The sequence below is a fragment of the Paenibacillus sp. FSL R5-0519 genome (assembly GCF_037974275.1).
GTDB lineage: Bacteria > Bacillota > Bacilli > Paenibacillales > Paenibacillaceae > Paenibacillus.
In genome coordinates, this window is record NZ_CP150234.1 from 5,737,165 (window position 1) to 5,757,056 (window position 19,892).

20 protein-coding genes are annotated in these 19,892 nt (G+C 44.7%); 6 read left to right on the plus strand and 14 right to left on the minus strand.

The features are described 5' to 3' along the window. Position 1: 1 nt before the first annotated feature. The gene (locus MKY73_RS25755) at positions 2–1,675 is read right to left on the minus strand and encodes a GTP-binding protein (RefSeq protein WP_339304122.1); all 1,674 of its coding nucleotides are present in this window, start codon (positions 1,673–1,675) and stop codon (positions 2–4) included. A 1-nt stretch (position 1,676) separates the two neighbouring features. Next, positions 1,677–2,576: a sulfate adenylyltransferase subunit CysD gene (gene cysD / locus MKY73_RS25760; RefSeq protein WP_253430176.1), complete on the minus strand. Its 900-nt coding sequence runs from the start codon at positions 2,574–2,576 to the stop codon at positions 1,677–1,679. Positions 2,577–2,790: 214 nt separating this feature from the next. On the opposite strand from cysD, the gene MKY73_RS25765 reads away from it, so the two are divergent. After that, positions 2,791–2,934, plus strand: a complete 144-nt coding sequence (locus tag MKY73_RS25765) for a leucine-rich repeat domain-containing protein (protein ID WP_339304124.1) — start codon at positions 2,791–2,793, stop codon at positions 2,932–2,934. Positions 2,935–3,069: 135 nt separating this feature from the next. On the opposite strand, the gene MKY73_RS25770 is transcribed toward MKY73_RS25765, so the two are convergent. Beyond that, complete coding sequence (locus MKY73_RS25770; protein ID WP_339304126.1) at positions 3,070–3,651, minus strand: TetR/AcrR family transcriptional regulator; 582 nt, start codon at positions 3,649–3,651, stop codon at positions 3,070–3,072. 148 nt (positions 3,652–3,799) lie between these two features. Between MKY73_RS25770 and MKY73_RS25775 the strand changes: the two genes are divergently transcribed. Beyond that, positions 3,800–4,735: a 2-dehydropantoate 2-reductase N-terminal domain-containing protein gene (locus MKY73_RS25775; protein WP_339304128.1), complete on the plus strand. Its 936-nt coding sequence runs from the start codon at positions 3,800–3,802 to the stop codon at positions 4,733–4,735. 170 nt (positions 4,736–4,905) lie between these two features. Here the strand turns inward: MKY73_RS25775 and MKY73_RS25780 are convergent, their stop codons facing one another. The 5 genes from MKY73_RS25780 to MKY73_RS25800 all read right to left on the minus strand — a co-directional run bounded on the left by MKY73_RS25780 (position 4,906) and on the right by MKY73_RS25800 (position 10,408). Next, a complete protein-coding gene (locus tag MKY73_RS25780; RefSeq protein ID WP_339304130.1) occupies positions 4,906–5,472 on the minus strand; it encodes a sigma-70 family RNA polymerase sigma factor in 567 nt (188 codons plus the stop codon). A gap of 259 nt (positions 5,473–5,731) precedes the next feature. Then, positions 5,732–6,178: a hypothetical protein gene (locus MKY73_RS25785; RefSeq protein ID WP_339304132.1), complete on the minus strand. Its 447-nt coding sequence runs from the start codon at positions 6,176–6,178 to the stop codon at positions 5,732–5,734. Positions 6,179–6,309: 131 nt separating this feature from the next. After that, positions 6,310–7,068, minus strand: a complete 759-nt coding sequence (locus MKY73_RS25790; protein ID WP_339304134.1) for a hypothetical protein — start codon at positions 7,066–7,068, stop codon at positions 6,310–6,312. 294 nt (positions 7,069–7,362) lie between these two features. Beyond that, the gene (rlmD, locus tag MKY73_RS25795) at positions 7,363–9,132 is read right to left on the minus strand and encodes a 23S rRNA (uracil(1939)-C(5))-methyltransferase RlmD (RefSeq protein ID WP_339304136.1); all 1,770 of its coding nucleotides are present in this window, start codon (positions 9,130–9,132) and stop codon (positions 7,363–7,365) included. 394 nt (positions 9,133–9,526) lie between these two features. Beyond that, positions 9,527–10,408: a diacylglycerol kinase gene (locus MKY73_RS25800; RefSeq protein WP_074093499.1), complete on the minus strand. Its 882-nt coding sequence runs from the start codon at positions 10,406–10,408 to the stop codon at positions 9,527–9,529. Positions 10,409–10,932: 524 nt separating this feature from the next. Between MKY73_RS25800 and MKY73_RS25805 the strand changes: the two genes are divergently transcribed. Then, a complete protein-coding gene (locus tag MKY73_RS25805) occupies positions 10,933–11,649 on the plus strand; it encodes an NPP1 family protein (protein ID WP_339304138.1) in 717 nt (238 codons plus the stop codon). Positions 11,650–11,746: 97 nt separating this feature from the next. Here MKY73_RS25805 and MKY73_RS25810 read toward each other — a convergent pair whose 3' ends face one another. Both MKY73_RS25810 and MKY73_RS25815 read right to left on the minus strand, forming a co-directional pair. Continuing rightward, positions 11,747–12,163: a DUF4395 domain-containing protein gene (locus MKY73_RS25810; protein ID WP_339304140.1), complete on the minus strand. Its 417-nt coding sequence runs from the start codon at positions 12,161–12,163 to the stop codon at positions 11,747–11,749. Positions 12,164–12,239: 76 nt separating this feature from the next. Beyond that, a complete protein-coding gene (locus tag MKY73_RS25815) occupies positions 12,240–13,166 on the minus strand; it encodes a 2-dehydropantoate 2-reductase N-terminal domain-containing protein (protein ID WP_339304142.1) in 927 nt (308 codons plus the stop codon). Between the two features lie 169 nt (positions 13,167–13,335). On the opposite strand from MKY73_RS25815, the gene MKY73_RS25820 reads away from it, so the two are divergent. Further along, entirely contained in the window at positions 13,336–13,905 is a 570-nt protein-coding gene (locus MKY73_RS25820; protein ID WP_339304143.1) for a TetR/AcrR family transcriptional regulator, read from the plus strand. 69 nt (positions 13,906–13,974) lie between these two features. On the opposite strand, the gene MKY73_RS25825 is transcribed toward MKY73_RS25820, so the two are convergent. Then, positions 13,975–14,760 (minus strand): CbiX/SirB N-terminal domain-containing protein, encoded by a 786-nt coding sequence (locus MKY73_RS25825; protein WP_339304145.1) that lies wholly within the window; start codon positions 14,758–14,760, stop codon positions 13,975–13,977. Position 14,761: 1 nt separating this feature from the next. Then, entirely contained in the window at positions 14,762–15,052 is a 291-nt protein-coding gene (locus MKY73_RS25830; RefSeq protein ID WP_017690665.1) for a YerC/YecD family TrpR-related protein, read from the minus strand. Between the two features lie 452 nt (positions 15,053–15,504). Between MKY73_RS25830 and MKY73_RS25835 the strand changes: the two genes are divergently transcribed. Continuing rightward, a complete protein-coding gene (locus tag MKY73_RS25835; protein WP_339239506.1) occupies positions 15,505–16,140 on the plus strand; it encodes a tyrosine protein kinase in 636 nt (211 codons plus the stop codon). A 135-nt stretch (positions 16,141–16,275) separates the two neighbouring features. Continuing rightward, the gene (locus MKY73_RS25840; RefSeq protein WP_339304147.1) at positions 16,276–17,364 is read left to right on the plus strand and encodes a DNA alkylation repair protein; all 1,089 of its coding nucleotides are present in this window, start codon (positions 16,276–16,278) and stop codon (positions 17,362–17,364) included. A gap of 228 nt (positions 17,365–17,592) precedes the next feature. Here the strand turns inward: MKY73_RS25840 and corA are convergent, their stop codons facing one another. Together corA and MKY73_RS25850 are read right to left on the minus strand one after the other, a co-directional pair. Beyond that, positions 17,593–18,552 carry a magnesium/cobalt transporter CorA gene (corA, locus tag MKY73_RS25845; RefSeq protein ID WP_076333421.1) on the minus strand — a complete coding sequence of 320 codons (960 nt, stop codon included), beginning with the start codon at positions 18,550–18,552 and terminating at the stop codon, positions 17,593–17,595. Between the two features lie 350 nt (positions 18,553–18,902). Then, on the minus strand, positions 18,903–19,892 hold the full coding sequence (locus MKY73_RS25850) for an inorganic phosphate transporter (protein WP_062836232.1): 990 nt from the start codon (positions 19,890–19,892) through the stop codon (positions 18,903–18,905).

Below are 19,892 nucleotides of genomic sequence, written 5' to 3' on the forward strand. Positions count from 1 at the left end.
ATTAAATGTCGTAGTTATTTGAAGGACTGTGATCGATAACGGATTGCACGACTCGTTTAACCACGGATTTCGCGGCATCCTGGATGGACATTCCGCCGATCTCGTCCGCGTTAACTTCGATAAATCCTTTGCCCCCGATGATTTCTCGAGCTGTCTCAAGTTCGCCCGCACTGATAGAATCATGGGATACCAGTGAGATCAGGCCGGCGTCGTTCAACACCTTTGCCATCTCTGCCGTTCCGCGGAGCGTTTCTCCACTGACGCTCTCAAGCAGCATCGTATGGTAACCGGATGACATTAGTCGCTTCTCCACTTCCTTGGCGAGAGCTACCGTATCCGAGCCAGCAAACCATACCGTGAGCGGAGATTGTCCTTTCTGCTGGGCGCGAACATCTCTCGTGATCCCCGTATCCAGCGTGGCATATCGGCTTTCTCCCTTCAGAGCTTGATCGATGACTCCGCAAGCAGAGGTCATGTTGGTGACACGATCAATGAGGATAAAACCTCCGATGCTCTTGTTGTGTTCAAAGGAATCGAAGACGATCTGATCCGACAGCGTGAATTCACACTTGGCCAATTCGTTCTTAACAATTTGATCGGCCGGAACGGTATGGCCCGTGTTAATGTCAATTTTATGGGTAATCGCCGTTACAGTGCCTGGAAGAGTCTTCGTTCCGACCTTTACCCAATAATGCTTGCCCGGAGTCAGGACGGAATCGTCCATCCACAGGATTGTAGAAGCAAAGCTGTCAGCTTCTTGGACTTGATTGTCCATCGTGAGCACGCAACCCCGCGAGACATCAACTTCGCGGTCCAGTTGTATCGTAACTGGTTGGCCAGCATAAGCCGAATCTTGAGCTTGGTCCGTCACCAAAATCCGCTTAACCTTGGCTTTCTCCCGACTTGGCAGAGTCATGAGTTCGTCTCCGACCGAAATCTTTCCAGCCTCGATCTGGCCCTGGAACCCACGGAACGTATGGTCCGGTCTGCTTACACGCTGAACTGGCATCATGAAAGGCTTCGTATCATCGGTAGTATGAACATCTATACTTTCCAAATACGGCAATAAAGCTAACCCCTCGTACCAGGGTGCATTCGGCGACTGGGTTGTAATGTTGTCCCCTTCCGTAGCGGACACGGGAATGACCTGAATGCTCTTGATTTGGAATTCGGCCGTCGTTTGGATGAACTCTTCCTTGATTGCCTCGAACGTCCTCTGATCGAAGCCGACCAGGTCCATCTTGTTCACAGCCAATACGAGATGCTTGATCCCCATCAGGGCGCAGATCCGTGCATGGCGTTTGGTCTGGGTAATGATGCCTTTGGTAGCGTCCACCAGAATGATGGCTAGATCGGCAAAGGAAGCGCCTACAGCCATGTTGCGCGTATACTCTTCGTGTCCAGGTGTGTCCGCCACGATGAAGGAACGATGAGACGTCGTAAAATAACGATATGCCACATCAATGGTAATCCCTTGTTCGCGTTCGGCCAGCAAACCATCCAAGAGCAGCGAGTAGTCGATTTTGCCGCCTCGGCTTCCCAATCGACTATCGAGCTCAAGCGCGCGTTCTTGATCGGCAAACAGCAGTTTGGCCTCATAGAGCATATGTCCGATCAGCGTGGACTTGCCATCATCCACACTTCCGCAGGTAATGAATTTAAGTAGACTCTTCATGTTAGAAATAGCCCTCCCGTTTGCGTCGTTCCATGCTTCCCGCCGCTTCTTGATCGATAACCCGACTGGTCCGTTCGGAAGATAACGCACCCAATGTCTCCTCAATGATCTCATCCAGCGTAACGGCATCGGACTCGACTCCGCCCGTGAGCGGGTAACAACCCAACGTGCGGAAGCGAATCTTCTTCATCTCTACCTTCTCGCCAGGCTCAAGCTTTATCCGCTCGTCATCCACCATGATGATATGCCCGTCACGATTAACGATCGGTCTTACGTCGGCGGAGTAAAGCGGAACGATATCGATGTTCTCCCGACGAATGTATTGCCAGATATCCTTCTCAGTCCAGTTGGACAGCGGAAAGACTCGAATGCTCTCTCCCTTGTTGATTCGCGTATTGAATAGCTTCCACATCTCCGGACGTTGGTTCTTCGGGTCCCACGAGTGATTCTTGTTCCGGAACGAGAAAATCCGCTCCTTCGCACGCGACTTCTCCTCATCACGTCTTCCGCCACCGAACGCAACCGTGAATCCGTATTTGTCCAATCCCTGCTTCAGGGCTGTGGTTTTCATAATGTCGGTATATGCGGAACCATGGTCGAAGGGGTTAATTCCTTGTTGAATAGCCTCTTCATTTGAGTGCACGATCATCTCGATACCAAATTCCTTCGCCTTTCGGTCGCGGAACTCAATCATTTCCTTGAATTTCCAGGTTGTATCGATATGCATGAATGGGAACGGCGGCTTCTCGGGGTAGAAAGCCTTTAGGGCCAAGTGCAACATGACCGAGCTGTCCTTGCCGACGGAATACAACATGACCGGTTTCTCGCACTCCGCTGCTACTTCTCTGATAATGTATATCGCTTCAGCCTCAAGTTGATCCAGATGTGTTAATTCTTGCATGGCAAGGCGGCCTCCTTTTTAATCCTCACTAAAACCATCGTATTTATAAACTTATCCTATCAGATTCCATCTTTATTGCAAAGTGGAAAAAAGCAAAATTTATGATGTCTATGTGTTGGATCGACAATATTCAGCATTGAATAGCGGTTCTCCCTATAATAAAATCGCCTGAACGAATGATTTGTGCTGAGTTGCAAATGGAAATCGGAGGGACATGGAACTTGAGCTTCATCTCGAGAACAATGCCATTTCCAATATCGAGACTCTAAGTAAGGTGCCTGATCTGCAAAAGGTGTACCTATCCGGTAATACCGTACAAAACAAATCCGTGCTTGGTACGGATGTGCATGTGTATTAATTACCGCCTGGGATGATGGGGAGTTTTAAACTACTACAGTTAATGGATGGTATTGAAACAAAGACAAAAAAGGGGTTCGAGAATTTGTAATTCCCGACCCCTTTTTGTTTATCTTTAGCTTTCTAACCATCATCGCTACACACCAGAGCGTTGCGGATTGACCGTGCCAAAGATATGATACGGTGTTATCCCCTTTGAAAATAGACTATCGATCAGCTTGATCAATTCCTCCGACGATAGATCTTTGTCTCTGTGTATCCAAAGACGAAACATAGATATTAATGTTGATATGTAAAACTCAATGATGTAGGGTGCCAAGACATCATCTGTTGAAAAATCCATAATCAATCGCTCAAAGGGAATTTCTCTTTTCAAGCGTTCCACAAAATGAACAGAACCATAGTCGCCCAATACAGCTTTAAGAACTGAAATTTCCTCTGCATTTTCCAAGCATTGAAGTGCATCTTGGATAGTATGTGTAGAAAACTCTCTTCCTGCCATTTCCTCCTTGATCGATTTCAACATACGTTCTTCAACGCAGTCCAAAAGATCATAGATATCTGTAAAGTATTGATAAAATGTACTCCGATTATATCCTGATTGGTTAGCAATCTCTTGAATGGATATCTTTTCGATTGGTTTTCGGCAATATAAATCACAGAATACATTTATAAATGTCTGCCTTGTTTTTTCCGTAATTTCAGGTTGCTTATTCATTGTTAACCTCCATTTTCTGTTGAATTGATTATACGACAGATATTAAAAATCTGATGGTTGATGACCAAATAGTGAATCTATACAATGACATTATACAACACGTTGTTGGATTATCGACAAATATGAATATGGATATTAGGAGGCTAAGATGAGAATTTTATTTTTCGGTAGAGGTGTAATATCGACCCAATACGCTTGGGCTTTAGAGAAGGCAGGGCATACCGTTGAGTTTTACGTTAGAAAAGGGAGGAAAGAAACGTTCGGAAGTCATATCGCGCTTGAAATGTGGGACGCACGAAAAGGAAAACAGTTCATCCAGGAAAGCTGGAAAATCAAGCTGCATGAGGAGATAAGCCCAAATTATGATCTCATTATTGCGAGTGTCAATACGGAACAACTTCCCGAAGCAGCAAGAATACTCTCAACTACTGCTGGTAACACCCCGATCTTAATATTCAACAATATTTGGCAAGATTTAAAATCATCAATCTTGCCCCTGTCTATGAACAATGTTGTCTTTGGATTCCCAGGAGCAGGAGGCGGCATTGAGGACAATAAGCTTAGGGGCGGCTTTTTAAAAATGATATTTCTGGAAAAACCAAGGGTAGGCACGGAACAGATAAACAACAAGGTCAAAGAACTATTTGAAAGCGCCAATTTTAAAATCAATTGGATCAAGGATATGCAAAGCTGGTTATGGAATCACTATGCCATGAATGCGGCGATGGAGACCGAGGTGTTAAAACGGGGAAGTTTCCCAGCACTCTTGAATCATGGTGACTCATTCGCAAATGTCGGCAAGAGAATGCGAGAAATGAAGCCTGTTCTTAAAGCAAGAGGTGCAAAGATGGACGCGATTACTCTATTGTTGACCAAGATCCCACCGGCACTTCTCGGCCTGCTGTTTAACAAGGTTATTTTTGCAAAGGGCAGCTTACCACGATTTTTCATTGAATACAATAATAGTACGTCCAGTTTTGCTGTACTTGAAGTTGTGAGAGAAGCCCAAAAGTTAGGTATACCTTTGCCATGTCTAACCTCCGCATTAGAAAACACTGAACATCACAAAGTTATTAAAAACTGATAAACTGGAAAACTTGATATTGTTCAGATCACCATCAACTCTACTATTGATTATACTTTGGTTATAACAAATATAGCCCGAACGCTAGAAGCTTCGGGCAAAGTAGCTATTTATTAATAACAGGTAAATGTATTGTTGATAACATACTTCTCAAAGCATATAAGGTATTGTTACTCAAAATTGAGAACGCTACCATTTTGTGATTTTCTAAGTACTCTTTGCTTAGCACGAGCAATATATTGTCGTACGTGATTCTGAGGAATCCCTAGTACCACTTCAATCTCCTTGTCTTTCAATCCCAAGTTGTATTTATAATACAATAATCTTCTATCCCTTTCTGATAGTTCAAGCATTATTTTCTTTAATTCGTGAATTCTCTCGTTTCTTACATAGTTTTCTTCTATTTTAACTATTAAATCTGGAATCTGGACCGCGAAATCTTCTTCTGGTCCAACAATATAATGTTTGTTACGACATGCCTCTTTACGAATATAATCATAACAAACATGTTTTGCTGTAATTGTAACATACGCTGCTATTCTGTAACGATCTAAGGTGCGTAAAAGAGAAGCTTTCGGTATTAATTTAAGCAGTGCCTCTTGAGTTAAGTCATTCACAACATCTGAGTCTCCAACTGTATCGTAAACTTTGTATTTAATTAGTGGATGATATTTTATATATAGTTCCAACATAAAGCTCTTATCTTCATCTGCTAAGCTAAAATATATTGGTTTCATTGAGTATCCTCCTTTAAATTTAGTTTTCCATTGAACACCCTGGTAAAACGCATGTGATTATCACTTTTTTTCAAAATTTATAAACAATAAACCAAATTATTACAAATAAATTATAACTCAAACTTAACAGAAATTACATAACCAGTTAGCCGTTTATTTCCAGATTTTAGAGAAAAATTATACAAAAAAAGAGCGCCCAGTTAAGGAAACTCTTGAATTAATCTATAAGGTATCAATAGTATAAATAAAACCGTTGAATTTAGTAGACATCAAGGATGGTAATAAAGTCATTATACTCATCTTTTGAGATTACACTAATAGGATCACGTTGTAGATTAGATTTTTCTTCTTGATTGATCTTATTTAAAGGGATTACTGATTCTAACTGAATCCCTGTATACTTTTTGAGGTTATTTAGATCGATTTTATTGAACAAGTCTATATTCTTTCCAAGAGAATATTCTTTAGTTTTACCTTTCAATTTGTATTTAGAGTCAAAATACTCACTATCGATACTTAACTTCAAATAATAAGTATCTCCCTCAACATATTTATCAAGAATTGAAAATTCCGCCAATGAAAAATAAGTAACCATGTTGTTTGAGTAGTAATTCTTATCATTATAATAGCTGATAAATTTTGGTACAAATACAACAAGTAAAAGAATTATCACAAGAGTACCAATAAGAATTTTTTTTTTGCTCATTTACTGATTTCAACCCCTTTCTAGAATATATGTATATGCACCTGATTAGTATGTTACAACCTCAAAGGTTAATCCAGAAATAATGAGGCTAATCGGTAATATCAATTAGCCCCATTTTAAGAAACTAAAAATTAGAAAACCAGATTATACACATTCGTATTATAACCTACGTTACTAGAAGAGGGGGTCACTGAAATATAAGCAGGACCATAACCAATAGAATAACCGAATGTACCTCCAGATGAAGTGTCATGCACATAAGATATAGCGATTTTTTTCACAGGGTTTGTTTTATCAATATCTACCCTAAAAGAAAAATTCCCTTTAATATAGATAGGAAAATCAGGAGTTCCTAAGCTACTACCGGAATGTTCGTACCCCGTCAGACTACTTCCAGTATACGTTGCGGCACCGGCACTAGTCCAATTATCCCCAGAGTTAAGTTTGTACCAGATCAAGTTGCTACGAGTATTAGCAACAACACTAAAATCACTGTGGGTAGAATAGCCGAAGTAGTCTTTACCTTTGGGTTTTACAGGTTTTAGCCACTCATATACTGGATAAATATCCGCCTTACCACTTCCAACCGAGAAAGCCAAAACTTCAATTTTTAAATCCGAGGATGGTATTGAATAACCGGAGGCAAACAGTTGTGGGGCAACTTCTTGTTGAACTTCAATAAATTTCAATTCTGGGCTAGAGCCAGAGTTCTCATAAATCATTTGTTTTAATTCATCATCCATTCCGCTAATTATATTCTCCGGAGTTCCACTGTCCCTAAGAATTTGATCAATATCTGATAACGTAACTTTTTTTACATCTGCGCCTGCTACTGCCTGTAAAGTAAAGAATAAAGCAACTGTTAACAAAATACTTAGTAATCTCTTCATTTTGTAAACCTCCCAGTTTTTTTTATTATTTCAATATATAAGACGAAACATTAAAGATTTTGTAACAGGTGATCAAAAAAATAGCTCTATACTTTTTAATATATGATCATTTTAAGTAGTTAAACTCGCACTAGATTCGAAGAACCGCTAAGCTATCAAAACTTCTTTTCTTCTACTCTATTCTGTAATTCCTCGACTTTTACCGGAACATGGATAAAAAGAAAGACAGCCATTCGGCTGTCTTCAAGTTAGGAGTTTGAATAATAATATAAATTACTCTTTGGTTTATTACCCTTAGACCTGCGTATGGTTTTTAACCAACATCGCCACCGACTCCACATGCACCGTGTGTGGGAACATATCCACTGGCGTTACCTCAACCGTGCGATACCCGCCATCCTCCAGCACACGTAGATCACGTGCCAGCGTACTCGGATTACAACTGACGTACACCACGCGCTCCGGCTTCATCTCAAGGATTGTATCCAGCAAACGTGGATCGCAGCCCTTACGCGGCGGATCGACAACGATGACATCAGCTTCGATGCCTTGTTCTTTCCAGCGTGGAATAACGTCCTCGGATGCGCCAACTTCAAACTTCACGTTACGCATCTCGTTCAAGAGCGCATTGCTGCGAGCATCCTCAATCGCTTCAGGTACAATCTCTACCCCGTACACCTGATCTGCATGTTGCGCAAGGAAAAGAGAGATCGTTCCGATGCCGCAATAGGCGTCAATTACAGTTTCTTTGCCGCTCAGTTCAGCGTACTCTACCGTTTTACCATACAGTACTTCCGTCTGCACTGGATTGACCTGATAGAACGAACGCGCCGAGATCGCAAACTGCACATCACCGATATAATCATAGATTACATCACGGCCCCACAGGACGCGAGTCTCATCGCCAAAGATGACGTTCGTCTGTTTTTTGTTCACGTTCTGGCAGATGCTTGCCACATGCGGAATCGCTTCACGGATACTGCCAATCCATTCGTCTTTGTACGGAATATCTCGACCATTCGTGACCAGTACGAGCATCATCTCGCCAGTACGGAACGCCTTCTTCACAACGACATGGCGCAATAAGCCGCGACCTGTCTCTTCGTTGTAGGCGCTGATTCCAAAATGACTGCCGATCTCCTTAACCTTCGCAACCACTTCGTCATTATGCTCATGCTGAATGAGGCAACTCTCCATATCGATGATCCGGTGGCTTCCTTTAGCGTAAAAACCACCTACCAGGCCACCCTCGGCTGCACCGATAGGTACCTGTGCCTTGTTGCGATAGCGCCATGGCTCGTCCATGCCCATTGTAGGAAGGACGCGAATGCCTTGCTCCGTATCCTCTTCGTTCATAACACCTTCAAGGCGAAGACGAATACGATTACTTCCAATCATTTGTACTTCAGATGTAGCCGGTCCAGTTGTCTGATTCGCATCATGTTCCAACCGTTCCGCCTCACCAACTGAAGTGTCATCCTGCGCTTTGGATGCCAACGTCTCTGCATCCTCCACCATCACGTTCAACTTGCCGATCCGCTGCAAATTATCGACTACCAACTGGCGTTTCCACGCAAGCTGTCCGGCATAGCTCATGTGCTGGATCTGGCAGCCGCCGCACTGATCGTAGATCGGGCAAGGCGCGGACACACGATCCGGGCTGGCTTTCACGATCTCCAGTAACTTGGCGTAGCCATACTGCTTCTTGGTTTTCATCACACGTACACGTACGGTTTCACCTGGAAGCGCACCCTGTACAAAGAGCGTGTATCCATTCGCACGACCTACACCCTCACCGTCATGGTTCATACCAATGATGTCGATAACGGTCTCTTCATTTTTGCTAACGGGCAGCCCTTCGATTGGTGCAGATTCACGCGCTCTTCCCTTTGGACGAACGGCAGAAAGAGATGCGCCTTGTGGCCGCACCTCTTTTCCTTGCTGACGTGGTGATGGACGAGATGATTGACTTGGCTGACGGGACGCTGAAGCGTTCCCTTGCCCCTGAGAGGCAGCCGAATTCCGGCGGTTTTTTCCACGACCGCTGCGGTTCGTATTAGACAACGTACATTCACTTCTTTCTTCTTATATGGTATCACATCAAAAATAACGTTCCGAATTTCTAATGAACTTCAGAAACGTTATATCAACCTCGGATGGTGTTTTACGACCTTATTAGATCATTTCCTCCAAAATAACGACGTTGAGATTCGTTAGATTCGCAACTTCGGTGAATTCGTCACATTAAGGCTTTCTGAGTTCGTTAAGCTCAACGCATGGTGACCACATGAGATTATACGCGATCCCACCATACACGGCAACTGGAAAATCCACTTCCATCTCACCTTACCGCAGAGCTGAATCCAACTCACCTCAAAAGCTGCAGCATCATAGCTTTTCTGAAGCGATCAACATTGCTTTTCGCAAGCGACCCACACTGCCCCCAGCACCCACATTTTCAACGATACAATTGCAGATGATGCTTGAGGTTCGTAAATGTGGCTGGCAGCGTGCCGCCCAACTCTCCATCAAGGTTCAGTTGCACATAACCCGGCGACGTAACTTCCATATGACTCGTCTGGAAATGTACCACTTTTTTGTCGTTCAGATGCTCCCCACGCAGCGCGAGTGTTACGAGGCGGATCATGTCAGCCAGATTACATTTGCGGACACCGATCACATCGAACAGACCATCATCAATGGTTGCACCCGGAGCCAGCTTTTCAAATCCCCCAACCGAATTGGTATTGGCGATAAGGAATAACATGAATTCATCATGAATCTCTTCCTGACCGTCGGCGCGAATAATCAGCTCCTGAGGAGACAGGCTCGCCATTTTCTCAATACCCTTCATATAATAGGCCAGTTGCCCAATCATCGTTTTCAGACGACTCGGTACTTCATAGGTCAGTTCAGTCAATGAGCCGCCACCGGCGATGTTGATAAAATATTTATCATTCGCTTTGCCCAGATCGAGCGGACGAAGCTGTTGGTTAATGACAAGATCCACGTAATCTTCCCACTGTCTCGGAATGCCGAGTGCACGCGCAAAATCATTCGTTGTTCCCAAAGGAAACACACCCAGCGGAGGACGGTTCTCCCGCTCAGCCATACCGTTGATGACTTCGTACAACGTACCATCGCCACCAGCAGCAATAATCATGTCATAGCCGCGTTCAATCGCGAGTTCCGCTTCGCGGGTTGCATCACCTTCACCTGTTGTTGCATGACATGAAGCTTCAATACCACCTTGATCCAAACGCTGCAAAATATCAGCCAGACGTTTCTTCATTTCTTCCCGGCCTGAGGTCGGATTATATATTAAGCGAGCTTTTTTCATCTCATACGCCACCTATTCCACATTATCCATGAGTCCATATGACCTCATAATCTTACCTTGCATCAGTCCACCAAAGGGCATATTTTTAACACAACAATGGACTTCCGTTCATTCTGCTCTAATCTTTCGTCTTACCTATATCTATGCATCAGGAATTCCGTCTCATTCCAAAGCCTTTAACTCCTATCATATCATCAAATGTAAAGATGTCCTAGCCTGCAATCTATAAGTATATTTTTTCATATATGTATCCACGAATCCTTCCACTACCCAATAAACCTCCTGCACCAATCCTGAATCTGTCCCACTGCCTTTGATGTAAAATAGTCTCATTCATCAACCATTCTGCCCGCTTGGACAGGAATTAGTCTTCAATTATGATGCCTTCATATGATTATGATATAGATATGCTACAAATTTACAAATCTCAAGATAAAAAGATAAATACTATAAACCTTTTTCCAATATAGTTTTAGTGCACCCTCAACTTCGCACCACATCATACCCGTGAAGGAGAACTGTGAATGAAAAAAATCGTGTTAATGCTCCTCGTCTTTCTTATGGCATGTATTCCTTGGGTCACCGTTGTTGAAGCAGCAGCAATTAATCATGATCAGGTTGTCGGATTTCAGGAAGTCTCCCCAGTCACCGTGACACAACAAGCAGCCAAGCGTTTCCAGCCTTTTCTCAAAGTCTATCATGGTTGTGTGCCTTTCCCCGCAGTGGATCAACAGGGCAATACCAGTGCTGGCTTGAATACGTCCGGGTCATCGAATGGAAACTGCAGCTCCAGTACAGGACAGATTTACTCCCGTTCCTCTTGGCACAATGGGGTGTGGGCTATCATGTATTCGTGGTATTTCCCCAAAGACTCCCCCTCCCCTGGACTCGGCCATCGTCATGATTGGGAAGGTATCGTCGTGTGGGTGGATAATCCGGCAGCGGCCAATCCCCAAATCCTCTCCATCGCGTATTCCGGTCACGGCCAGTTCACCAACGTCACACCGAGCAATACCAATACACAAGGGGATCATCCGTTAGTTTCCTATAATAGTACCTGGCCACTTAACCATGAACTCGGCGTCACCAACGTTGTTGGGGGAACACAACCTTTAATCGGATGGGACGACCTGACTTCTGCAGCACGAAATGCGCTCAATATCACAGACTTTGGCAGTGCCAACGTACCTTTCAACGATAACAATTTTACCAACAATTTAAACAAAGCCTGGTTCAGATAAGATATAAAAAAAAAAGAAGATCCCCTTCAAGTGAACCATTCACTGGAGGGGATTTTCATATAAAATCATCGTATCATTCCATATCGCTTCCGCTACCTCAAAATCCAATTTTTCTGCCAGCGCGCAATTGTTTGTACCAGAAGTATACGGTGCAGCCCACACAATAGCCCACCAAGGCGGCACTTGCAGCTGCAAGAAGCATCACAGCAAATAGATAACCTGCGACCGTCCAGCTGAGAGAAAATGAAATGATCGCCAGAGACAGGAAGAGCACAGCCAGAATATTATTGAATCGCTGCAGCTCTACTGCCTGCGTTTCTGTCCCTTTATCGGTCAACACAACTTTCCCAATTTGCACAAACAGATTAAGCTTGCCACCGGAAGCCAGACCAACCACCTGAATGCTCCACAGCGCGCCCAGAACTACAAGTGGATTGAACACAAAAGAAAGTAAAACAAACAACACAATACCGACCTGATTCGCTTTCACATAGCGCATGGGCACTTCCCGCATCAGAATATCACCTTATTCCTATTTTATTAGTTGGTTTTATTGTAGTCGGTATTGGTTTATTGAGCAAGAGTAGACTTTATTTAAGGGGAGTAAAATCTCTTTTCAGCACGTCCCAATGGGGTGTCGGGATGCCTGTTGTCTTTTTCCAATCGTTAAATACATTATTTAGTGCCTCAATCTCTCCAAAAGAACCCGCAATCAGCTTATGGATTGGAAGCACACTGTAGATCTTCAACAGAAGGTACAACATCCGTTGATGCTTACGAATCATTTTAGCCTGAATCTCCGGTATAATCGTTATGCCCATTGCCTCAAGTACGCTGAAGCCCTCATCCATCGCCCTAATCATATGATGAATTTGCTTTCTGTTCCCGTCCAACTTGATCAACTCAAACTTCTCATTAAAGCTCACTGCATTCAGCATCAGAATGGGCACAATATGGCTTTTCAACCAGGCATCAATATCGCTTAGAACATTCAACTTGTATTTCACATGTTGGAAAGCTTGATCCAGCAAAGGTTTAAATTTGATATCACCGTCCAGACTGCCAATCACCATTTGTCCGCTGCCTCCACCGATCGATAACATGCGGTCTTTATCACGCTTCCCTCCACTCACGTGGAATCCAAACGCGATCTGTTTTGCCACCTTGCTGTTTGCCTCCAAAAAGTTTTGCATGCTTCGTGCATCTGCATTGTTTCCCACAATCACAATATTGCTGCTCTGATTGTCTGCGAGAATAGGTAACACGGAAGGAAAATCATTATATTTCATCACAACAAAAATCAGATCATATTGGTCATCCACCTCCAACGTTCTGGTGACCCGAACCGGATCAACTGTCGTTTTGAATTGAAACATATGCCGGATGACGACTCCATCCTTCTCCAGCTCCTCTGCCCGCTTCCCTCTAGCCAGAATAGTGACATCATTGCCGCCGCGCACCAGGACGTGCGCCAGTTGACTCCCCAGAACCCCCGCACCATACACTAATATTTTCATTGGTTATCCCTCAATTTCATATTTTATGAATAATCGTTGTTTTATCAACATTTGTTGATAAAATAAGAGTAACAAAGCACCTACCATGCTTCAATCGTTAAAATATCCGCTTTTGTTGAATAATCAACGAATGATTCCTTATTGTTGAAAACCATCTATAGGAGGGGCCATGGACAGACGAGTACTCAAGACACGAAAGGCGATAATCGAAGCTTTTGTCGGGTTACTGGAGGAACAGGATTTCGAGCAAATTACGATAAACGATATTGCTGATCGGGCTAACGTAAACCGAGGAACCATCTATTTGCATTACGCTGACAAGTTCGACCTGTTGGATCAATGCATTGAGACCTATTTGCAGCACTTGTTGGAGGCCTGTATGATCGAAAGCCCTACTCCAACATCCGTTACTGCCAAGGATGCACTGCTCCGGGCCTTCCGTTATCTGGAACAGCATGCCACGACTTATACCACACTTCTAACCAAAAAAGGTATTCCAGCGTTCCGTAGTAAGTTGATGACATTAATGGTCCAAGGAGTGGAGGAACAATTGGATGCCTGCGGCATCCAGGAAGGTATGAAAAGAGAGATTACCACACAGTTTCTTGCTTCTGCTGCCGTTGGCCTGATGGAATGGTGGATTATGAATGCCATGCCTTATCCTGCGGAAGAGATTGTTGAACAATTAATAGGTTTACTGGAGCTGCATCTCAGTTTGCACGCACCCATCAGTGGATAAGTTAATCCTCATTGGGGTGATCTACAACAAATAAAAAAACCACGTCCTTGGACGTGGTTTTGATATACTTCAAGAAGAAGCCCCAACCTCATTACATCTCTCCAACAAAATCTGGATCTGGCGCTCCAGCCACTGCCCAAGCAGTGGGTGAGGCAACAGCGTCTCACCACTATACTCATAATCCAGTTCCTTCAATCGGTCCGGGATTACGTTCCTCGTGAAGTAACCGGCACTCAAAAACAGCGGCGCCACAATAACCCGGTTCCCCCGCTCTTCGCTCCAGTACTTCACTTTGTCATACACACTCTCCGGATTCAACAACGCATAATCCGTATGGGCTACACCACTAACTTCCTGCACAAGCTCTGCAAGGGAAGAGATTCCGGCTTCCCAACGCTCGCGAAAACCATCATGAATACTCCCATGTCCCACCAGCAGAATCGTTTCCTGCTCAGGCTGCTGCGAGAGTGACTTGACCTTATCCCACACCATCACGGCAATATCCGGATCGTTATCTACTGGATAACCGAAGTGAACCCGAGCCTTGACATGGAACGGTTCCAGATCCGTTTCGCGATCAGGTGTTTCCTTTGCGCCAATGGCATATTCAATTTCATCCACATGTGTACTCCCGGATGAAACAAATAGAGGTACGACCAGAATATCGGTTATGCCTTGTGCTTCCAGTCGGTCGATACCGTCCTGGATTAAGCGTCCTTCCACTAGTTCAAGAAAACCAGCTTCAACTGGCAATGGAATAGGCAGATTCAACCGGGAGATCGCGTCATCGACGGATTCCACCCAGGTCTGCTCCTGTGAACCGTGACTGATGATGAGTACGCCCGGCTTCTTCATGTTAGCGTCCCAGGCGTTCCAGCGTCATTTTATAACCATCATTGCCGTAATTCAGGCAGCGTTTGACACGTGAGATTGTAGCTGTGCTTGCACCTGTCTCTGCTTCAATCTGGTTATACGTATTGCCTTTACCCAACATACGAGCCACTTCCAGCCGTTGGGACATGGATTGGATCTCGTTTACTGTGCAGAGGTCATCAAAGAAAACATAACACTCTTCAATATCTTTTAACGTCAAAATAGCCTCAAATAGTTGTTCAATGCTTTTATCATTTAGCTTTTTCAGCTGCATTTCATCATCATCCCCTAGCGGTTACTGTGTACCTACATTGTACTCACACTGAGTTGGTATTTCAAGCGTTACCGATTTCACGCACTACAGAATAAAAATACATGTTACCGCTTACAAAAGGTACTATTGTCCTCCCCTCGCGCACATCAGATGAAATTACCCCGCTATTTCCCAGTTTTCACCTGTATATATCCGATTACTTATGTAGGATTTCAACTCGCTAAATTGTGACAAATTTGTGTCTAAACTATATTTTACTATTTGGCAACCTGCCATCATGCCATGCGCCCAAATCCGCAAATATCCCGTTTTCCGGGATACCCGCCTACGCCGTCTCTCCGCGAATGACATACAGTATAACAAAAGGGAGTTCCACTACCGCATATGATGTACACTGTCATGAAACTTGTGGAACGCAATTCCGAAATCCAATAGAAGGAACGTGATCGTTCATGCCACAACATTATTATCACCGCCAGCCAGCACAAGGGCACCGACCGTCTTCTCATGCACATCGGCAGGCACATACTTCTGCCTATGTGCCGCCCGGTATGGTTCAGCGGTCTTTAAATGAAACTCAGATTCAACCGATGTACCCTGGAGTAGAGCCCCATTACCCGGGCTTCGGTGAAGTCGAAGCATCTGCAGTCGTACCCTATGGGCAAGGTGTAGCTGGAGGGAACTTATACGGAGGTGCAGCACAGGTTGTTGCCCCAGCTCCGGTACCGACACCTGCTTCTGGCAGTTCAGGCTTTTCATTAGCTAACATCGGTGAGTTAAAAGGAATGATCGACCGTTTCGGCGGTATTGATGGCATCATGAGTGGAATAGGCAAAATGCAGAAGGTCGTCGGCGGCATCCAGCAGATGGCTCCGATGATGAAACTCGTTATGGGCATTCTGCCTTTTGGAAAAGGTAAAAGTAATAACAGCGCGGCTGACGCAGACTACGAAGAATATACGCCGCCCCGGAGACGGAAACGCAAGCGGACGAATAAACAAACGAGCACTCCACGTCGTCGCAACACAACTCCAGTCCGCCGCAAATCCAATTCCACGAAGCGCCGTCCCAAAAGTCGCAAACGTTAAACTCATCCAGGCACCCCCATACAGAAGGCGGGTGCCTTAACCGCGTTCATCACTACACACATAAAATTTCAGGAACCTATGTTCTTATTTCTGCAACTTTGAGGTATACTGAATAGTAACTAAAGGAGGCGGACCATGGAACTTTTCAAAGACAAATACACGCCCGCATTAATCGATCGGACAGGCGAACTGTTGCATCAATTCTACCCAGAGCTGGATACACAGCTATTTCATGAATTGGTTTTCGCTGAAGGCTGGGAACAGCTGGAATTCAAAGGCCGCATTCGCCGAATCACACTGGCGTTGACCGAAGTGCTGCCCAATAATTATGAAGAAGCGTTACATGTTATCGAACAAGCCGCTCCGAATATGAGAGGTGTTGAATATCTGTTTGTACCGGATTTTATCGAAGTGAACGGACTTGAGCCGGAGGATTACGAATTATCCATGAAGTATCTGACCCTCTTCACACCTTATTCCAGCTCCGAGTTTGCGGTACGCCCGTTTATTGAACGTTATCCCATGCAAACGATGAAACATATGATGGCGTGGGCAGATAGCGATAATGAGCATATCCGCAGACTTGCCAGTGAGGGCAGTAGGCCACGTTTGCCATGGGGTGCCAAACTTCAGAACTTTATCACTGATCCAACACCTGTACTTCCGATTCTGCACGCATTGAAACAGGACGAGTCCCTCTATGTGCGCAAAAGTGTTGCCAATCATCTGAATGACATCTCCAAAGACCACCCCGAACTGGTCCTGGATCTGGCCACCACCTGGTATGGACAACATGCCCACACAGATTGGATTGTCCGGCATGCCAGTAGGTCCTTACTGAAGAAAGGACATCCCAAAGCACTAAGTCTTTTTGGTTATAACGAGCAGGATTCCATTCACATTGAGCAGCTTCATCTTGTACAAGATACGATTGCCATTGGCGAGGATCTTCATTTTTCATTTGATGTTGTTAATGAGAGTGGTGAGTCACAGATGCTGCGAATTGAATATGAGATGGGTTATATGAAGGCAAACGGCAAGCAGGCTCCCAAACGATTCAAATGCTCTGATAAAATGTATCCGACAGGCAGAACCAAGGTAGCCACTAAGCAGTCGTTCAAAATCATTACAACGAGAAAATACTATGCCGGACTACATACGCTAACGATTGTAGTGAATGGTCAAGCGGCAGCAACAACTTCTTTTGTTCTTGAAATGGAGTAACAAGAAGCAATCGTAAGTTATACACATCTCACTCCAAAGAAATACTTATTCACATGTGGATAGAATATTTCTAGCATATCTATAGCAGCATCAGAAAGGCCATCTGGCAAACATCATCTCCCTACAGTTATTTCTGCCCGAGATCATGACCCAGTGGCCTTTTTTTATATGTAATTCTAACTGCAATTCCCCTTACCTACCCTCACCGCTATCCAAATGTAACACGTTCTACTTAAACCATCCACGCTTCACAAACCAAGCCACCATACTGCCACCAAGCACAAACATCAATAATAACACCGCCCCATACCCAAACTTCCACTGAAGCTCAGGCATATAGGCAAAGTTCATGCCATAAATACCCGCGATCAGCGTGAGCGGCATAAATACAGTCGTAATCACCGTAAGTGTCTTCATGATCTGATTCATCCGGTTGGAGTTCAGGGAAATATAACTGTCGCGCAGGTCGGCCGTCATCTCCCGATCGGCTTCAATCATGTCCGTCAGCTTCAATAAATGGTCATAGATATCGGTAAAATAAGCCGTATGTTCCCCTGTTCGCTGCACATGCTGGGAGTTCACCACTCGATAGAGCAGATCCCGCATCGGTACGACCGTTCTTCTGAGCTTCAGCAATCGGCTTCGCAAGTCAAACACCTGATTCATCAGGTCTTCAACGGACTCTTGTCCACCCCGGTTCTCCAGTTCAGCCAGTTCATCCTCGATGGCAAATAGGGACGGAAAATAATGATCGACCAGCTTGTCCATCACCGTATAAGCCGCTGCCACCGGACCTCGCGCCCAGATCGTACGTTCATGTGCATGGTGCAATAATCGCTCCCACGCTTCATCCACTTCCTCCAGTACACCATGATGAAAGGATACAAGGAAGTTCGCTCCGAGAAACAAGTCAACCTCCTCGGCTTCCAGTGTGGACGGGTTCAGTGCATGCAGTACAAGAAACTGCAGATTTTCATAATAATCAAGCTTTGGCCGCTGCAACACATGCAGGCAGTCCTCAATAGCTAAGGGGTGAAAATGAAAATATGTATCCAGCAAACGGCTTTCCTCTTCCGTTGGCTGGTTAAAATCCGCCCATACCCAGGCGTAATCGTTCAGATCCAGCTGTGTAAGCGGTACGTTCACGGAGACTTGATGTTCTCGTGTAATGGCGAGTGTACGAATCATAAATCAGACCACGTCCTTGTCCTGTATCTTTAGATCATTGTACAACGTTAACCATAGACACGTCTCCCACGTGTCCCCAAATATCCACAGACACCTACAAACTCGACAACAAAAAAAGCCAACCCTGTTGGCTTCTCTCATTTCCCTATCCACAGTTCCCTGTATCCACAGGAATATCTTCTTTTGGTTTATCATTCCACGGATGGCTATCCACATATCCAGCCTGTCCACACGTTCATGCACAGGCGTCTCTTGATTTTGGTTGTATAATTGTCCACATATCCCGATATTCACACAGTTATGAACAGTTTGTCTGGTAACTCCGGATTTGTACGGGATCACTTCTCTTTTTAGAAAATAATCCAGTACAGCAATCCTGCCAGTCCAGCAGTGATTGGAATTGTAATGAACCACGTAATAATGATTCGTCCAGCAAGTCCCCATTTCACAGCAGAGAAACGTTTTGCGGAACCCACACCCAGAATAGCTGATGTGATCGCGTGCGTTGTACTAACTGGAAGGTGAAGCAACGTTGCTGTGAAAATAACGGAAGCAGCTGACAGATCGGCGGCAAAACCGTTAATTGGTTCAATTTTAAAGATTTTGGTACCCATCGTTTTGATGATTTTCCAACCACCAATGGATGTACCCAGAGCCATCGCGGTTGCTGCTGAGATTTTAACCCACAGTGGTACTTCCAGATGATCTTGTACACCTGCTGCAACCAAAGCAAACGTAATAATACCCATCGCTTTCTGTGCATCATTCGTACCATGTGTGAAAGCTTGCAGTGCTGCCGTGAAAATCTGTACCGTACGGAAACCTTTATTCACGTTATGCGGACTGCGTTTGGCAAAAATGTATTTGAGAATCGTCATGACCACATAACCGATGGCAAATGCGATTAGAGGTGATAATAGCAAACCTCCGACAATATCAATGAACCCGCTCCACTTCACTTTATCGGAACCTGCGCCAACGAGCACGGCACCAGCAAGGGCTCCAATCAATGCGTGTGATGAAGAAGACGGAATACCAAACCACCATGTAACCAGGTTCCAGATAATCGCAGCGATCAAGGTGACTATGACGACCTCGATCCCGTTATCCAGCGTGGTGGGGTCGGTTACACTCCCCCCAATCGTCTTCGCGACGCCTGTAAACATCATCGCACCGACAAAGTTCATTACCGCTGCCAAAAGGATCGCGCGACGTGGCGTCAGTGCCCGTGTCGATACTGAAGTAGCAATGGCATTGGCCGTGTCGTGAAAACCGTTGATGAAGTCAAACGCCAGTGCAAGGAAGACGACTATACCTAATACCCAAATCGTTGTTTCCAT

What these genes read in the sequence shown, in the direction of transcription:
- MKY73_RS25840 (WP_339304147.1), top strand. Translation starts at nt 16,276, where the DNA reads ATGGAACTTTTCAAAGACAAATACACGCCCGCATTAATCGATCGGACA.
- MKY73_RS25780 (WP_339304130.1), bottom strand. Translation starts at nt 5,472, where the DNA reads ATGAAACCAATATATTTTAGCTTAGCAGATGAAGATAAGAGCTTTATG.
- MKY73_RS25820 (WP_339304143.1), top strand. Translation starts at nt 13,336, where the DNA reads ATGGACAGACGAGTACTCAAGACACGAAAGGCGATAATCGAAGCTTTT.
- MKY73_RS25805 (WP_339304138.1), top strand. Translation starts at nt 10,933, where the DNA reads ATGAAAAAAATCGTGTTAATGCTCCTCGTCTTTCTTATGGCATGTATT.
- MKY73_RS25835 (WP_339239506.1), top strand. Translation starts at nt 15,505, where the DNA reads ATGCCACAACATTATTATCACCGCCAGCCAGCACAAGGGCACCGACCG.
- MKY73_RS25800 (WP_074093499.1), bottom strand. Translation starts at nt 10,408, where the DNA reads ATGAAAAAAGCTCGCTTAATATATAATCCGACCTCAGGCCGGGAAGAA.
- corA (WP_076333421.1), bottom strand. Translation starts at nt 18,552, where the DNA reads ATGATTCGTACACTCGCCATTACACGAGAACATCAAGTCTCCGTGAAC.
- MKY73_RS25815 (WP_339304142.1), bottom strand. Translation starts at nt 13,166, where the DNA reads ATGAAAATATTAGTGTATGGTGCGGGGGTTCTGGGGAGTCAACTGGCG.
- cysD (WP_253430176.1), bottom strand. Translation starts at nt 2,576, where the DNA reads ATGCAAGAATTAACACATCTGGATCAACTTGAGGCTGAAGCGATATAC.
- MKY73_RS25810 (WP_339304140.1), bottom strand. Translation starts at nt 12,163, where the DNA reads ATGCGGGAAGTGCCCATGCGCTATGTGAAAGCGAATCAGGTCGGTATT.
- MKY73_RS25765 (WP_339304124.1), top strand. Translation starts at nt 2,791, where the DNA reads ATGGAACTTGAGCTTCATCTCGAGAACAATGCCATTTCCAATATCGAG.
- MKY73_RS25790 (WP_339304134.1), bottom strand. Translation starts at nt 7,068, where the DNA reads ATGAAGAGATTACTAAGTATTTTGTTAACAGTTGCTTTATTCTTTACT.
- MKY73_RS25770 (WP_339304126.1), bottom strand. Translation starts at nt 3,651, where the DNA reads ATGAATAAGCAACCTGAAATTACGGAAAAAACAAGGCAGACATTTATA.
- MKY73_RS25755 (WP_339304122.1), bottom strand. Translation starts at nt 1,675, where the DNA reads ATGAAGAGTCTACTTAAATTCATTACCTGCGGAAGTGTGGATGATGGC.
- MKY73_RS25830 (WP_017690665.1), bottom strand. Translation starts at nt 15,052, where the DNA reads ATGCAGCTGAAAAAGCTAAATGATAAAAGCATTGAACAACTATTTGAG.
- MKY73_RS25825 (WP_339304145.1), bottom strand. Translation starts at nt 14,760, where the DNA reads ATGAAGAAGCCGGGCGTACTCATCATCAGTCACGGTTCACAGGAGCAG.
- MKY73_RS25785 (WP_339304132.1), bottom strand. Translation starts at nt 6,178, where the DNA reads ATGAGCAAAAAAAAAATTCTTATTGGTACTCTTGTGATAATTCTTTTA.
- MKY73_RS25850 (WP_062836232.1), bottom strand. Translation starts at nt 19,892, where the DNA reads ATGGAAACAACGATTTGGGTATTAGGTATAGTCGTCTTCCTTGCACTG.
- MKY73_RS25775 (WP_339304128.1), top strand. Translation starts at nt 3,800, where the DNA reads ATGAGAATTTTATTTTTCGGTAGAGGTGTAATATCGACCCAATACGCT.